9 protein-coding genes and 2 pseudogenes are annotated in these 13,313 nt (G+C 60.3%); 7 read left to right on the forward strand and 4 right to left on the reverse strand.

The annotated features are described in order from the left end of the window. Nucleotide 1 precedes the first annotated feature (1 nt). The 3 genes and pseudogenes from AAAK34_RS11755 (at nucleotide 2) to AAAK34_RS11765 (ending at nucleotide 4,035) form a co-directional block, all read left to right on the forward strand. Nucleotides 2–1,057 (forward strand): efflux transporter outer membrane subunit, encoded by a 1,056-nt coding sequence (locus AAAK34_RS11755; protein ID WP_431777299.1) that lies wholly within the window; start codon nucleotides 2–4, stop codon nucleotides 1,055–1,057. A gap of 34 nt (nucleotides 1,058–1,091) precedes the next feature. Further along, nucleotides 1,092–2,402 (forward strand): annotated as a pseudogene (locus AAAK34_RS11760) (HlyD family efflux transporter periplasmic adaptor subunit); the annotation flags it as partial. 67 nt (nucleotides 2,403–2,469) lie between these two features. Beyond that, the gene (locus AAAK34_RS11765; protein WP_231693208.1) at nucleotides 2,470–4,035 is read left to right on the forward strand and encodes a DHA2 family efflux MFS transporter permease subunit; all 1,566 of its coding nucleotides are present in this window, start codon (nucleotides 2,470–2,472) and stop codon (nucleotides 4,033–4,035) included. Between the two features lie 43 nt (nucleotides 4,036–4,078). Here AAAK34_RS11765 and mltB read toward each other — a convergent pair. The 4 genes and pseudogenes from mltB to AAAK34_RS11785 form a co-directional block, all read right to left on the reverse strand. Further along, nucleotides 4,079–5,151: pseudogene (gene mltB / locus AAAK34_RS11770) on the reverse strand (lytic murein transglycosylase B). Between the two features lie 21 nt (nucleotides 5,152–5,172). Continuing rightward, nucleotides 5,173–7,230: a transglutaminaseTgpA domain-containing protein gene (locus tag AAAK34_RS11775; protein WP_431777300.1), complete on the reverse strand. Its 2,058-nt coding sequence runs from the start codon at nucleotides 7,228–7,230 to the stop codon at nucleotides 5,173–5,175. Nucleotide 7,231: 1 nt separating this feature from the next. Further along, nucleotides 7,232–8,203: a DUF58 domain-containing protein gene (locus AAAK34_RS11780; protein WP_231693211.1), complete on the reverse strand. Its 972-nt coding sequence runs from the start codon at nucleotides 8,201–8,203 to the stop codon at nucleotides 7,232–7,234. 66 nt (nucleotides 8,204–8,269) lie between these two features. Beyond that, complete coding sequence (locus AAAK34_RS11785) at nucleotides 8,270–9,190, reverse strand: AAA family ATPase (protein ID WP_231693212.1); 921 nt, start codon at nucleotides 9,188–9,190, stop codon at nucleotides 8,270–8,272. 55 nt (nucleotides 9,191–9,245) lie between these two features. Between AAAK34_RS11785 and AAAK34_RS11790 the strand changes: the two genes are divergently transcribed. From AAAK34_RS11790 to AAAK34_RS11805, 4 genes are all read left to right on the forward strand, one after another. Further along, nucleotides 9,246–10,199: a histone deacetylase family protein gene (locus AAAK34_RS11790; protein WP_231693213.1), complete on the forward strand. Its 954-nt coding sequence runs from the start codon at nucleotides 9,246–9,248 to the stop codon at nucleotides 10,197–10,199. A 101-nt stretch (nucleotides 10,200–10,300) separates the two neighbouring features. Then, nucleotides 10,301–11,101 carry an enoyl-CoA hydratase gene (locus AAAK34_RS11795; RefSeq protein ID WP_431777301.1) on the forward strand — a complete coding sequence of 267 codons (801 nt, stop codon included), beginning with the start codon at nucleotides 10,301–10,303 and terminating at the stop codon, nucleotides 11,099–11,101. Beyond that, on the forward strand, nucleotides 11,077–12,417 hold the full coding sequence (locus tag AAAK34_RS11800; RefSeq protein WP_231693215.1) for a mechanosensitive ion channel domain-containing protein: 1,341 nt from the start codon (nucleotides 11,077–11,079) through the stop codon (nucleotides 12,415–12,417). The genes AAAK34_RS11795 and AAAK34_RS11800 overlap by 25 nt, the downstream gene beginning before the upstream one ends. A 124-nt stretch (nucleotides 12,418–12,541) precedes the next feature. Further along, nucleotides 12,542–13,291: an electron transfer flavoprotein subunit beta/FixA family protein gene (locus AAAK34_RS11805; RefSeq protein WP_231693216.1), complete on the forward strand. Its 750-nt coding sequence runs from the start codon at nucleotides 12,542–12,544 to the stop codon at nucleotides 13,289–13,291. Nucleotides 13,292–13,313: the final 22 nt, after the last annotated feature.

Below are 13,313 nucleotides of genomic sequence, written 5' to 3' on the forward strand. Positions count from 1 at the left end.
CATGGGCAACCTCCAGGTAGGCGGGAGTTGGGAACTCGATTTCTTTGGCAAGAATAGCGGCCACTTGCACGCGGCGCTGGGCCAGGCCCGAGCTGCAGAGGCAGAGCGTGATGCTGCCCGGGTGCTGCTTGCATCGAACGTGGTGCGAGCTTACCTGCAGTGGGCACGCTTGCTGGAGCAGCGCCAGGTGGCCGAGCGCATGCTGGCTCAGCGTCAGCAGATGCTGAGTCTGGTCGAGCAAAGGGTCAAAGCTGGTCTGGACAACCTGCTCGAAGTGCGTCTGAACGAGACGGGCCGCGCGGACACGCGGACCAGCATTGCAGCCCTGAATCAGCAGATTGACGCCAGCCGAAATGCCCTGGCTGCCCTCATGGGTCAACCGCGCCTGCCGGAAGGCCTGGCAGAGCCAAAGCTAGGGCGGTTCAAGCATATGGCCATTCCGCAAGAGCTGTCCGCCGATTGGCTCGGGCGCCGGGCGGATATTGTGGCGGCACGCTGGCGAGTGGAGTCTGCGCGCGGTGACGTGCAGGTGGCGCGCGCTCAGTTTTACCCGAACATCAATCTTGCCGGCTTCGTTGGCTTTCAGAGTCTGGGATTCGACAACATGCTCAAGGCCGGAAGCATGCAATGGGGTGTCGACCCGGCGATCAGGCTGCCCATATTCGAAGGTGGCCGACTGCGGGCTCAGCTGCGCAGCAAGAGCGCAGATGTGGATGCCGCTATTGAAAGCTACAACGCCACCGTGATTGACGCCATGCGTGAGGTTGCCGATCAATCGCAAGCCGTGAGTGCCGTGTCCATGCAGCAACGGGAGCAGGGTGCTGCCTTGCGCGCTGCAGAGGGCGCATACGACATTGCCCAGCAGCGCTACACGGCGGAACTTGCCACGTATTTGCACGTGCTTTCAGCCGAAACGGCTGTACTGGCGCAGCGCCGCCAGCAGGTTGATCTAGCCGCTAAGGCGCTCTTCGCCCAGGTCGGGCTGGCACAAGCCATGGGGGGCGGCTGGCAGCCCTCACCCGAGCAGGCAGTGGTGCACAGCACCAACCTCAATTGATTTCCTTCTCAAGCAATTTCTCGAGGACATTTTGATGGCCGACAACAACCAGGCGCCTGTCAATGCAGCGCCCGCAGCGCCTGTGACGGACGCAGCGTCATCGCCGCGCCGCACGAATTCCAAGCGCAAACCGGCGTTGATCACCGTGGCGAGCATCGTCATTCTTGGTGGCCTGGCGTGGGGAGCCTACGATTGGCTGGTGCTAAGCCATTTTGAGTCCACAGACAACGCCTACGTTCAGGGCAACGTCATCCAGATTACGCCGCAGGTGGGTGGCACGGTCACCGCCATTCTGGCCGACGAGACTGATCGAGTTCAGGCCGGTGAACCGTTGGTCAAGCTAGATCCCCAAGACACCCGCATAGCGTTGGTACAAGCAGAAGCCGCACTGGGGCAGGCGGTTCGCCAGGTCAGGACCCTGTATGCGAATAACGGATCCTTGAACGCTCAGATCAACTTGCGCGAAGCTGAGGTGACCAAAGCAAGATCGCAATTGACCACTGCCGAGCAGGATTTGGCTCGCAGACAGACCCTGGCGGGCGGAGGCGCCGTTTCTGGCGAGGAGTTGAGCCACGCGCGTTCCCAGGTGGCCGCAGCGCAAAGCGCGTTACAGGGCTCGCTGGCCGCTGTGGCTGCGGCCCGTGAGCAACTGAGCAGCAATCAAGCTCTTACCGATGGCACACCGGTAGAGCAGCACCCCAGCGTGTTGGCCGCTGCAGGCAAGGTGCGTGAAGCCTGGCTGGCTGCTCACCGGACGGCGCTGCCGGCACCGGTGAGCGGATACGTGAGCAAGCGTACCGTCCAGCTGGGCCAGCGGGTCGCGCCGGGCGCGCCGCTGATGACGGTGGTCCCGCTGGATGCGCTCTGGGTGGACGCCAATTTCAAGGAAAACCAGTTGCGGAATATTCGCGTTGGCCAGCCAGTCAAGCTGACCGCAGACATTTATGGCAGCAAGGTGTCATACAGCGGCAAGGTGAGTGGCCTGGGCATCGCGACAGGCGCTGCTTCGGCACTTCTGCCGGCGCAGAACGCAACGGGCAACTGGATCAAAGTGGTGCAACGCGTGCCGGTGCGCATTGCTCTGGATGCTGAAGAGGTCAAAATCCATCCGCTGCGGGTCGGCCTGTCAATGCATGCAGAGGTGGATGTGGCTGACAAGAGTGGCCTGATGCTGGCAGAAACATCGCGATCCGGGCCGTTGGCCCAGACCCAGGTTTATGCACAAGTTGACGACGGGGCCGATGACTTGGTGCGCAAGATCATTGGGCAGAACATGGGAAAGCCGTTGCCTGCCATGAGCAGAGCCGAAGTGCCAAGCACTGTCACCCGCATCTCTTCGCATGCGTCCACAGGCAGGAAGGGGGCTCCCTCTGTTTCCAAGTGGAGCAGCGAGCACGACGGCTTCCCCGGTCATGAGCTCACCCTCAGCCCAGACGGCACTTCCGCCGCTGACTGGCGGCGCCCGCGTGTTAGGCACGCTGGCGCTATCGGCCGCCACGTTCATGAACGTGCTCGACACCTCCATCGCCAACGTTTCGTTGCCTGCTATTGCAGGAGATCTGGGCGTGAGTCCGATGCAAGGAACGTGGGTGATCACCAGTTTCGCCGTTGCGAACGCGATTTCTGTGCCACTCACTGGCTGGCTGACCCAACGCATTGGCCAGGTGCGCCTTTTCATGGCCAGCGTGCTGTTGTTCGTGCTCAGTTCGTGGCTGTGCGGGCTGGCGCCCAACATGACTTTGCTGATCGCCGCACGTGCGCTGCAGGGATTGGTTGCCGGGCCCCTGATTCCACTTTCGCAGACCTTGCTGTTGTCGAGTTATCCGCGAGCCTTGGCAGGCTTGGCGATGGCCATGTGGTCGATCACGACGTTGGTGGCACCCATCATGGGCCCGCTGCTAGGAGGCTGGATCACCGACAACATTAGCTGGCCGTGGATTTTCTACATCAACGTGCCGGTGGGTCTGCTGGCAGCGGCGGCCACCTGGGTCATCTACCGGGAGCGCGAATCCGTCACCAAGAAGGTGCCTATTGATACTGTGGGACTTTCCTTGCTAGTTCTTTGGGTAGGTGCCATGCAGTTGATGCTGGACAAAGGCAAAGAGCTCGACTGGTTCCATTCTGGCGAGATCATTGCCTTCGCAGTGGTCGCGGTCGTGGGGCTTGCCTTTTTCCTGGCTTGGGAGCTGACAGAGGAGCATCCCGTGGTCGATCTGTCCCTTTTCACACGCCGGAACTTCTGGTCCTCTGCTTTGGCCACGGCAGTAGGGTACGGCGTGTTCTTCGGTAACGTGGTGATCCTGCCTTTGTGGCTACAGCAGTTTATGGGGTACACGGCAACCCAGGCAGGCATGATTCTGGCCCCGGTGGGGTTGTTTGCCATTGTTTTTTCACCCATTGTCGGCTTGACATTGAACCGGGTGGATCCGCGTAAGTTCGCCAGTTTTTCGTTTCTGGTGTTCGCACTGGTGCTCTGGATGCGCTCGCGATTTACCACCCATGCTGACTTCGAGACCATCTTGATCCCCACGCTGATACAAGGCGTGGCCATGGCGTTTTTTTTCATACCACTGGTCACCCTGACACTTTCCGGGTTGGATGCGTCTCGCATTCCGGCGGCTTCCGGCTTGTCGAACTTCATGCGGATCACTGCGGGTGCCATTGGTACCTCCATATCGACCACGATGTGGGAGAGCCGTGCGACGATGCATCATGCGAGCTTGGCAGAGACTGTGCACCAAGGCAACCAGGCAGCCACGGCCACCATGGACGCTTTACAGGCCAAGGGAATGAGCCACAAACAGGCTTTGGCCTACATCAACAACTTGACCACGCAGCAGGCTTATATGCTTTCAACACAGGAGATTTTCTATGGCTCCGCGATTTTGTTCCTGCTCCTGATTCCTCTTGTGTGGTTGGCCAAGCGGCCCAAGGGTGTGGGCAGTGCGGATGCGGATGCGGCTGCTGGAGCGCATTGAACCTAAAGTCGGGTGCCTGCAAGCGCGATAAGGATGACCTTCCTTATCGCGCTACCAGAACCTCGCGCCCCAATTCGATGACCGCCATGGCGTAATAGCTGCTCCAGTTGTAGCGCGTGATCACGTAGAAATTTTCTGTGCCTGCTACGTAAGTCGGCTCGGCATTGCCGTTCTGCAGTTCAATGAGAGCCAGCGGACCTGCGTGCTCCAGCGCGCCTCCGGTGAGACTGGCACCTTTGGCGGTGAAACTGTCCACGCTGAACGACGGGAGAATGTCGGGTGCCAGCAGGGCGTCCATATTGGCGTCTGGCGATAGGCTGACGGGGTAGTGCGTCGGCATTCCGGTACGCCAGCCGAAGCCCTGGAAGTAACTGGCCACCGAGCCAATGGCGTCAGTCGAGCTGTTCCAGAGATCTATGCGGCCGTCTCCGTCGAAATCTATCGCGTATTTGAGCCAGCTGGAGGGCATGAACTGGGGCATGCCCATGGCACCGGCGTAGCTGCCCAGCGGCGAAACAGGGTCCATGCCAGTTCGCTCGCATAGACTGAGAAACTGCTCAAGTTCGTCTTGGAAGAATGCCTGGCGTGCCTGGGCGCGCGGGTGCTGCGGCGGAAAATCGAATGTGAGCGTGGCAAGCGCATCTATAACGCGAAAGCTTCCCATGTTCTGGCCGTAGATCGTTTCCACGCCAATGATGCCCACAATGATTTCGGGCGGCACTCCGAACTGTTCATGAGCCCGGTCCAGTGCAGAGCGGTTCGCGTTCCAGAATCGAACCCCGGCGCGAATGCGGACCGGGTCAATGAACCGACTCCGGTAGGCCGCCCAGTTTTTGGCGGTTCCACGGGGGGCGGCAGCATAAGCCGTGGAATCCGGGCAATGTAAAGCGCCTGACCAATGGCACTGCGTACCCAGGCGCGATCCAGTCCCCGGCGCTCGGCGAGATCTTCGGCAAAGCGCATCGCATCGTCACGCAGGAGGTAAGGCTGCTCGTTTTCGCTGGCAGATTCGCCGCGGCGATTTCGCGCCTGACGAGGGTTCGCGCTGGCGGAAGGCAGTGTGCCGGCGGACAGTAAGGCGGCGAGAGGCGTGAGTATGAGCGGGCGACGGTGCATGCGTGTAATAAGGGCTTTCGCTCAGGCCGGTCTCGGCCAGGCGATCTGCTTGAATTGAATACGAAGTTTAGACAGCTGTTGAGGTGAATGCTCGCTGGCTGGGGCATACCGCACTCGCTCCAGTGCCAAAAGCCATTCGGTTAGCTCCGCTTTGAGTGGGTCGGACAGTCCGCTGCTGGCTTGAACCAGGCGTGCCATTTCCCGCGGCGGCGCCTGGGGCGGGGTGGAAACTCCAGCTTCCTTAAGGCGCCGGCGTGCCTGAGCCAGCAAACGCTGCCAGGGGTCATGCTGGGCGCGCTCCCACATGGCCCAGCCTGCACCCGCTAGAGCTGAGAGCACCAGCAGCCCGACCAGCACCTTGCCAAGGTCTTGCCAGCTTGGGTTGTCAAAGCCCAAACTTCTGAGCAAATCAAGCTGACGGCTCTGGGTGTAATTGAGCACCCACTGATTCCAGCGGTTGTTGATAGCTTCCCAGTTGGCGCGCAATTGCGCCAGCAGCGTAGGGCTGAAGGCGCTTAGTGCACCGGCCACGACACCATCTGGCGCGCGCAGGCGCTGAAGTTCACCGATGCGGGCGGGCGCCACCGAGGCGGTGGGGTCTATCCGCACCCAACCGCGATCGGTGAGCCACACCTCGGCCCACGCATGCGCATCAGCGTTGCGAACGGTCCAGTAACCGTCCACACTGTTCATCTCGCCGCCCTGAAAGCCGGTGACCACCCGTGCAGGCACACCCGCACCGCGCATCAAGATCACGAACGCCGATGCAATGTGCTCGCAAAAGCCGACTTTGGTGTCGAACCAGAACTCGTCCGCGCTGTCGCGTCCGGTAACGCCGGGTTCCAGCGTGTATCGATAGCCACCGGTGCGCAGGCGCTGCAGCGCGGCCTGCACGATGCTCTCAGCGTCCTGATCTGCCACTTGGCTGCGCAACTGCTCTGCGAGTTCCAGCGTACGGGGGTTGAATTGTGGCGGCAGTCTCAGGTATTCATCCAAGTCGCGGCGTGGGCCGCCCTCTGGCGACGTCACCCCATAGGCAAACTCAGGGTAGCTTTCGGCACGGTAGCGAAGCAGGTCCGCAATGGGGCCGATGGACATCCATTGAAGGTCGGCCGTCATTCTTACGCGGCGTGTGGCGGGCAGATCGGGTGCTTGCGGCGTCGCATCGAGCGTGAGAAGCCAGTAACGACTGCCGGGTTCGAGGGTGGTTTCGTAGCGCACAGGTGAACCACTCACCTTCAGGTCGCCGGGGCCGGGGAGCGGAGTGGCTCCGAACTGCCTGTCAATAGCCGTCCATTCGGCACCGTCAAATCGGCTCAGTACTGGTCCACGAAAATAAAGGCTGCTCTGCGGTGGAGGCTTGCCCTCGAAACGCACGCGCATGGCGACGCGGTCATCCAGCACCAGTTGTGCGATGGAGCCGACCTTCATGGTTCCGGAAAGCCCACTGCGCCCCACCAGGTCGTCTCCGGGCATACCCCACAGGGGCGCGAACCGTGGAAACAGCATGAAGAGCACCAGCATGATGGGGGCGCCCAGCAGTGCCATTTTACTGGCGAGCATCGCGGATTCACGCAGGCCAGGTTGGCCCACGGGACGGTGTGCATTGATCAGTGCCGTCAGCAGACCCAGAAGCGCCAACAGCATGGAGGCTGCCGTGAGTAGCGACTGCGACTGGAAGAAGCTCGTAAGCATGGCGAAAAAGCCCAGGAAGAAGATCACCAGTGCATCGCGTCTGGCTCGCAACTCCAGAGTCTTCAGGGCAAGGAGCACAACGAGCAGCGTGACCCCCGCCTCTCTGCCGAGCAAGGTTCGGTGGCTGAGGAAGGTTGCCGCCAGCGTGACCAGCAACAGCCCGAGCAACCACCACCGGCTGGGCAGACTTCGTCCCTTGAGGGCGATCCAGCCGCGCCAAAGCAGCACGCAGGCCGTCAGTACGCTGCACCATACTGGCAGGTGAGCAACCTGCGGCATGACGATCCAGCCAATCACTGCGAGCAGGAACAGCGTGTCGCGGGTTTCTCGGGGGAGATTCTTCAGTTCAGTCAGCTTCATGGGAGCCTGTGCTGTTCGGAACATGTCAGCATGTGGCCAATGCCTGTAGGCAGCGCAAGCGCTGGGCGGTGCCGCCGTCGGGCTTTATTTCGACGCCGGGAAGGCGGAGGCCGTAGTCCAGCCCCTGCGCGTCTGCTGCCAAGACCCACGCCGCGAGACGGGAAATACGGCCCTCGGCATCGAGCGATCCGGCACGGGTGAAATCCAGCCATAGTTCGTAGCGTTGAGCGTGGGCGGTGTCTCGACTGACCAAGTCGCCGGACTTGGCAAACTTCTTCCAGACGACGAGTTTCATCGGGTCGCCCCTCTGATAGGCGCGTACGCCATCAAATTCGGTGCTGGAGCTGGATCCGCCTGTCAGGCCAGCTCCCGAGCGCGGCTCTCCGGGTGGCAATGGCGGGGGATGTGGCTCAGGGGCGGGGTAAACCAGCACCTGAGCTGCCGGCCGCCAAATGGACCAGACACGGAAGGTGCCGAGCGGAAAGCGCGTTTCAGCTTTAAGTGCGGGTACTCGGTGAAGGCCGCGCCGTAGGGGCTTGAAGCTGATCTGGACGGCGGATTCTCCCTGTGCGGGAACGTCAGCCCAGATCCAGTGGCCGGAGTCTTCCACGGCGAGGCCGATGGCGTAACGAGGCGCGCTGCGCTCATTGACCAGTTTGAGGTCGAGCACAGCCAAGCCACCGGCGAACAAGGGCTGCGGCGGCAACAAGTGCAGGGTTAAGCCGCGTAACGTGTTGTGGCACACGACCATACCCACTGCGGCGCAGCCGGCTAGCAGGAAGGTGAGCAGGTATCCCAGATTGAGCTGATAGTTGATCGAAGCCACCAGCAGCACTGACAGGGTTGCCGCCAGCATCCAACCTGCGCGGGTGGGAAGAATGTAGACATTGCGCTGAGTGAGCTTCAGCGCGTCGGTCAGGGGAAGGCGCGCAAGCCACCACTGGCGCAGTCGCGGCCGCAGGTGCCACCAGGCTAAAGATTCAGCGGTATCCTTCATCTCAGTTCTCCATAGCGCGGTGCTGCGCGTAGGGGAGGTTGAAGGCCGGCGAGCGAGTCAGGGGGCTCATGGCAAGCCTATGGCGTCGATCATGGCGCGCACTTGCTCGATGGAGCCACGTCCCGCGTCACTCACGGGTACCATGCGGTGGGCTACGCACTGAGGCAATATGGCCTGCACATCGTCCGGCGCAACGTAGTCGCGCCCCGAGATAAGCGCCTGCGAGCGGGCGGCACGCATCAGTGCAATCCCTGCGCGCGGCGAGAGACCTTGCAGGAACCAACGGCCCGAGCGCGTGGCTGCAATCAAATCTTGAACGTAGTCCAGAAGCGGCTCTGCGGCGTGCACCTTGCCCACTGCACGCTGTAGTTCGTTCAATTCGTCTTCGTGCAGCAGCGCGGGCAATGTCGCAAGGAGGTCGCGCCGATCGTTGCCGGTCAGCAATTGGCGCTCAGCCTGACGCTCAGGGTAACCCAGCGAGATGCGCATCAGGAAGCGGTCGAGCTGCGATTCGGGAAGCGCATAGGTGCCGAGTTGGTCATGCGGATTTTGGGTGGCTATGACGAAAAATGGCGAGGGAAGCGGGCGTGTCATGCCCTCCACCGACACCTGCTTTTCTTCCATGGCCTCCAGTAGCGCGCTTTGCGTCTTCGGGCTGGCGCGGTTGATCTCGTCTGCGAGGAGAACTTGCGCGAATACCGGGCCGGGGTGGAAAACAAAGGCCTCCTTCTCGCGCTCGTAAACCGCCACGCCTGTCAGGTCGCTGGGCATCAGATCGGCTGTGAACTGGACCCGCGAGAACTGCAATCCGAAGGTGCGGGCCAACGCGTGGACGAGGGTGGTTTTTCCTACCCCAGGCACATCTTCTATCAGCAGATGGCCGCCCGCGAGCAGGCAGGCGACGCTGTCTTGAACCTGGCTTCTTTTTCCCACGAGGACCGTGTTAAGCTGATCGAGAATCGATTTGATTTTTTTCTGAACGTCCATGCCGCGACGTTACCCGAAAAAAAGCCAAAATCGACGAACGCGACGGGAGACAGTCTTGGGGACTACAGGTTTTTTCGTACACGAGGATTGCCGCAAACATGATATGGGACCGGGTCATCCGGAGTGCCCTGAGCGGCTGAGCGCGATTGAAGACCGCCTCCTGATTACAGGCGTTGGAGACGCGCTTGAGAGGCGTCAGGCCAAGCCGGCAGGCATGGGCGAGTTGCTTTTGGCTCATGGCCGGCGCCATGTGGCTGCGTTACGTGGTCTGAATGACATTCTGGTCGAGGAAATTGCCGCTGGTGGCCCTGAGCGTTACTCGCTAGACACCGATACTTCCATGAATCGCCATACCTACCGCGCAGCCCTGCTCTCGGCGGGGGCGGCCATTGACGCGGTCAATGCGGTGGTGTCTGGCGAAATGGAAAACGCCTTTTGCTGTACACGCCCTCCGGGGCACCATGCCACTCGCAACCAGGCCATGGGTTTTTGCTTTTTCAGCAACGTGGCTGTAGCTGCCAAGTATGCTTGTGAGCGGCTCGGGCTCAAGCGGGTCGCGATTGTCGACTTTGACGTGCACCATGGCAACGGCACCGAGGACATCGTTGCTGGCGACGAGCGTATTCTCATGGTGAGCTTTTTCCAGCACCCCTTCTACCCCGAGGGCGGGTCGCTGAAGCAAGATTCCAACCTGGTCAATTGCCCGGTGCCGGCCTATACGCGCGGAATGGACATTCGCGAACTGGTGGACATGATGTGGATGCCCAAACTCGAGGCGCACCAACCTGAGTTGATCCTGATCAGCGCCGGTTTTGATTCTCACCGAGACGACGAAATGGGGCAATTGGGTCTCGTGGAGCAGGATTTCACCTGGATCACCCAGCGCCTGAAGGATGTTGCGCAGCGCTATGCGAATGGCCGCATCGTCAGTTGCCTGGAAGGTGGTTACAACCTGGACGCATTGGCCAGGAGCGTGGAGGCGCACGTGCGGGTGTTGGCGGGGGTTTAGGATCCCCTTCTTAAATGGCGCCCGGATGGGGCGGGTGAGCGAGGCCAAATGTGCTGCATACGCTCTGAAACGCCATAATTCAGCCATCAAACATGACGGTTATGCTCAATTCCTCAGATCCTCCAGTGCTGCACACACGAGACGCTCGTGGCGTGCACGTGTTGACACTCAATCAGCCAAAGTCCTTTAACGTTCTGAGCGAGACAGTGCTTGCGGAGCTTCAGCGTCTGCTCGGTGAGATTGGCGCCGACGCTGATGCTCGAGCACTGGTGATCGCCGCCGAAGGCAAAGCCTTCTGTGCAGGGCACGATCTGAAGCAGATGAAGGCGAACCCTCAACTCGATTATTACCAGCGCCTCTTTGCACAATGCAGCAAGATGATGCTCTCCATCATGAAGCTGCCGGTTCCCGTGATTGCGCGTGTGCAAGGTCTGGCAACGGCTGCGGGCTGCCAATTGGTGGCGCAGTGCGACCTGGCGGTGGCCGCCAGTACCGCGCGCTTTGGCGTCAATGGCATTGATGTTGGCCTGTTTTGCGCCACTCCCAGCGTACCGCTGGTACGCAATCTGCCCGCCAAGCAGGCCATGGAAATGTTGCTCACAGGTAAGTTTATCGACGCGCCAGAGGCTCTTGAACGTGGCCTCATCAATCGGGTGGTGTTGGCAGACCAACTGGATACGGCCATCGAAGAATTGCTTGACGCGATTTGTGCCAAACCACGAGAGGCGGTAGCCGTGGGCAAGCAGCTTTTCTATCAGCAGCGTGAAATCGGCATTGAGGCGGCTTACCAGCTTGCAGGTCAGGCCATGGCATGCAACATGATGTTCGACGTGGCGCAGGAAGGTGTGCAGGCGTTCATTGACAAGCGGGAACCTGCATGGCGTCGTTCCAGGAAAGATTGAACGCCAGCGCCGGATTCCGTGTGGACGATTGGGCCGAATGGTGGGCCAGCGTGAGTCAGCGTGGCGCACTGATCGAACTGCTGGTCATCCTTGGTTGCGGCGTGCTCGCCTGGGCGCTTACCTCGACTGCTCGGCGCGCCTGGTTTCGCCAGCGTGACAGTGCGTCGATTCTGGGTGGCGAGCGTGCCTACGATGGCGCATTGTTCCCGCTTCTCTGGCTTGGTTTGGCTTACCTGGCACGTGTGGAGCTGGCGCATTGGCAGCCGGTTCCACTGTTTCGGATAGCCTTGCCAGCACTGCTTGCTCTGGTGGTTATCCGAATCGGCGTCAAGGTGCTTCAGGCGGCGTTTCCAAAAGCGGAGGCCGTTCGTGCGCTGGAGCGTTCGATTTCCTGGCTCGCATGGCTAGGTTATGTGCTCTGGGTGACCGGGCTGCTTCCCGTCATGATGGATGAGCTCGATCAACTCACTTGGCAAATGGGTGGAGCCACCCTTTCAGTGGGCATGCTGATTCGGGGCGCGGTGACCGTAGGTGCAGTGGTCGTTTTGGCCCTATGGGTGTCCGCTGCCCTTGAGACCCGATTGTTGCAGGCCGCCAGTGGCGCTGAGCTTTCTGTGCGCATCGCAATTGCAAATGCTGTACGAGCGCTGCTGCTGTTTGTGGGAGTGTTGGTCGCTTTTTCAGCGGTTGGCATCAATTTGACCGCGCTGTCGGTGCTGGGCGGTGCCATAGGGGTTGGCATTGGCCTGGGTCTGCAAAAACTGGCTGCCAATTACGTCAGCGGGTTTGTGGTGCTCGCCGAACGTGCGATACGCATTGGCGACATGATTCGTGTGGATGGATTTGAGGGGCAGGTGGCCCATATCCGCACCCGTTACACGGTCATTCGCGCTGGTAACGGAAGAGAATCCATCGTACCCAATGAAATGCTGGTGACCCAGCGGGTGGAGAACCTGTCCATGACTGACTCCCGCGTATGGTTGTCCACCTCCGTATCGGTGGGCTACGACAGCGATGTCGATCTTGTCATGGATCTGCTCGCGCAGGCTGCTCGCTCCTGCGAAGACGTGCTGCGCGAACCCGGGCCCAAAGTGACCTTTACGTCTTTCGGTGCGGACGGGCTGGAGTTTACGGTTGGCTTCTGGATCGATCAGCTCCAAACCGCGCAAGCCAGCTTGCGCTCAGAAGTCAATCTAGCCATTTTGCGGGCATTGCGAGAGCAAGGTATAGACATACCGTTTCCACAGCGGGTCGTGCACATGGCTTCAAATGCAGCTGCAACTTCGACTACGGGTTCAACACTGACGCCACCGTAATTTAATGTGAACTGGCAAGGGCCTCAACCGGGCTAAAATGCCAAGTTGATTAAACATTGATGCCAGCTCGCCCGGTGGCGTGCTCGGATGCCTGATTTCAAAACCCTAGCAGGAGATGCCTTAAATGAAAGCACTCGTCGCCGTTAAGCGCGTGGTGGACTACAACGTCAAGGTTCGAGTCAAGTCGGATCAGAGCGGCGTGGATATTGCCAACGTCAAGATGAGCATGAACCCCTTTGACGAAATCGCTGTGGAAGAAGCGGTTAGATTGAAGGAAAAAGGCGTGGTTACGGAAATCATTGCCGTTTCCTGTGGCGATGCCAAAGCTCAGGAAACTCTGCGCACGGCCATGGCTATCGGTGCCGATCGTGGCATTCTGGTTGAAACCGACGCAGAACTGCAGCCGTTGGCCGTGGCCAAGCTGCTCAAGGCGTTGGTCGACAAGGAGCAGCCACAGTTGGTGATCCTGGGTAAACAGGCGATTGATGACGACGCCAACCAAACCGGCCAGATGCTGGCTGCCTTGGCAGATCTGCCTCAGGCCACGTTCGCCAGCAAAGTGGAAATTGCCGATGGCAAAGCCAACGTTACCCGCGAGGTCGACGGTGGTCTGGAGACGATCTCCATCAGCCTGCCGGCCGTAGTCACCACCGACCTGCGACTGAACGAGCCGCGCTACGTCACTTTGCCCAACATCATGAAGGCCAAGAAGAAGCAGCTCGACGTCGTCAAGCCGGAAGAGTTGGGTGTCGACGTTGCCCCGCGTCTGAAAACACTGAAAGTGGCCGAGCCGCCCAAGCGCGGCGCTGGCATCAAGGTCCCAGATGTCGCCACCCTGGTGGACAAGCTCAGGAACGAAGCCAAGGTGATCTGACGATCCGCGCTCAATACCGAAA

It is taken from the genome of Ottowia caeni (genome assembly GCF_050821495.1).
GTDB lineage: Bacteria > Pseudomonadota > Gammaproteobacteria > Burkholderiales > Burkholderiaceae_C > Ottowia > Ottowia caeni.

Coding starts and splice junctions, on each gene's coding strand:
- AAAK34_RS11785 (WP_231693212.1), bottom strand. CDS start 9,190: ATGGACGTTCAGAAAAAAATCAAATCGATTCTCGATCAGCTTAACACG.
- AAAK34_RS11755 (WP_431777299.1), top strand. CDS start 2: ATGGGCAACCTCCAGGTAGGCGGGAGTTGGGAACTCGATTTCTTTGGC.
- AAAK34_RS11765 (WP_231693208.1), top strand. CDS start 2,470: ATGAGCTCACCCTCAGCCCAGACGGCACTTCCGCCGCTGACTGGCGGC.
- AAAK34_RS11780 (WP_231693211.1), bottom strand. CDS start 8,203: ATGAAGGATACCGCTGAATCTTTAGCCTGGTGGCACCTGCGGCCGCGA.
- AAAK34_RS11795 (WP_431777301.1), top strand. CDS start 10,301: ATGCTCAATTCCTCAGATCCTCCAGTGCTGCACACACGAGACGCTCGT.
- AAAK34_RS11805 (WP_231693216.1), top strand. CDS start 12,542: ATGAAAGCACTCGTCGCCGTTAAGCGCGTGGTGGACTACAACGTCAAG.
- AAAK34_RS11775 (WP_431777300.1), bottom strand. CDS start 7,230: ATGTTCCGAACAGCACAGGCTCCCATGAAGCTGACTGAACTGAAGAAT.
- AAAK34_RS11800 (WP_231693215.1), top strand. CDS start 11,077: ATGGCGTCGTTCCAGGAAAGATTGAACGCCAGCGCCGGATTCCGTGTG.